The following is a 1,606-nucleotide window of genomic DNA, read 5'->3' on the forward strand; positions in this document are numbered from 1 at the left end:
TCGCTCCTGCTTCGCCCAAGGATGACGAAGTTTGGAGGCGTCGGCCAATCTCGAGCGTTGGCGATGGCCGTTCAAACGAATCCTGGCCAACAACGCTGAACCGTTGGGCATAACCGGCCTGGCTACGTCGGGTCTTCGCGATGCAGGTCATGGATGGCCACACCGTCGACATTGGTCGGCATCGTCAGCCACTCACGATGGCGCAAGGTGCGCTGCGTGTCCTCCAACCCTGTCTCCCAATGCTCGCGCATCGAGGTGCCTGAGAACTCATAGTCCTTGGCGTGACCCTCATAGCCCTTGTGCTGATAGATCAGGTGCACGATGTTGACGGTGCCGGCGTCCGAATAGTCCTCGATCAGCGCTTCCTCGGCCGGCGTCCGCAACTCCTTCGGCACCCGTTTCAGTGCATCGAGCAGGCGCATCTTGAGACCGTGGATGCGTTTGAAATTGTCGGTGTTTTGCCGTGTGCGGCTTGAATACATGATGTCCTTGTGGCGCGACAGCACGTCCGGCATGCTGCGCGGCAGGACGCCTCGCGCGCTGAACAGGTCGACCTGGAAAACCAGCGAGGAACGGTCCTCTTCCTGGTCGAGCAGATATTGCAGCGGCGTGTTGGAGACGATGCCGCCGTCCCAGTAATATTCGCCTTCGATGCGGATCGACGGGAACGCCGGCGGCAGCGCGCCGCTGGCCATGATGTGCTCCGGTTCGATGCGGACCTTGTCGGTGTCGAAATAGACGAAGTTGCCGGTCCGGACGTTGACCGCGCCGACGCTCAACCGCTTCTTGCCGTCGTTGAGGATGTCGAAGTCGATCAGGCTTTGCAGCGTCTCCTTCAGCTCGGCCGTGTCGTAGAAGCTGGTGGCGCCCTCGGCGCCGGGCTGCTCCATCCAGGGGTTAGGATTGCGCGGCTTGAAGAAGCCCGGCTGCCCCATGACCATGGTCATCCACGAACTGGTGCGATTGCGGATATCACGGTAGATGTCGCCTTCCGGCGTATAGGCCCAGATCTTGCGACCCGAAATCGTCTGCCAGAATTGCTCGAGGCGCTGCAGCCGGCGGCTCGATTCATTGCCGGCGATGATCGCCGCATTGATGGCGCCGATCGACACGCCGGAAAGCCAGCTCGGCTCGCAGCCGGCCTCTGCCAATGCCTGGTACACCCCAGCCTGGTAGGCGCCGAGCGCGCCGCCTCCCTGAAACACCAGCGCGACGCGGTCATACTGCGCCGAGATCTCCGCGATGGTGGCGGTGGCCTCCTTGTTGCGATTGCGTTCGAGCACGGCTTTGGTCTCCGACTTCTGTTTGGGCTCTGAAAGGCTTGTGCAGCTCAGGTGCGGTCGGCGAGATAATCGTGAACCACTTCGCCCAGCCCAAGCGTCAGGTCGGCGGTGAAGTGGACGGCGGATACGATGTCGAGCACCGGCAGCCGCGCCACGTCGGCCATGACGTGCGGCCGCAAATCGAGTGCGGCGGGCGCTGTCCAGGCTTCCTTCAGCGTGATGTCGGTGAGGTGGTAGCGGACCAGTTCGCAGATGCGCGGCGTGCCGTCGACATGCGGGACGATCTTGATCAGGAAATTGGGCGCGGACAGCGAAGCGAGGAC

The 1,606-nt window shown here is 62.5% G+C and carries 2 protein-coding genes; both read right to left on the minus strand.

Annotated elements, in window-relative coordinates; translation table 11 throughout:
- Positions 1–122 precede the first annotated feature (122 nt).
- Entirely contained in the window at positions 123–1,283 is a 1,161-nt protein-coding gene (locus ENZ74_RS31280; RefSeq protein ID WP_024503027.1) for a patatin-like phospholipase family protein, read from the minus strand.
- Positions 1,284–1,330: 47 nt separating this feature from the next.
- Positions 1,331–1,606: acetoacetate decarboxylase family protein (locus ENZ74_RS31285; protein ID WP_206522380.1), on the minus strand; the 276-nt coding region annotated here is incomplete at its 5' end.

It is taken from the genome of Mesorhizobium sp. M7A.F.Ca.CA.002.15.2.1 (assembly GCF_003998715.1).
Taxonomy (GTDB): domain Bacteria; phylum Pseudomonadota; class Alphaproteobacteria; order Rhizobiales; family Rhizobiaceae; genus Mesorhizobium; species Mesorhizobium ciceri.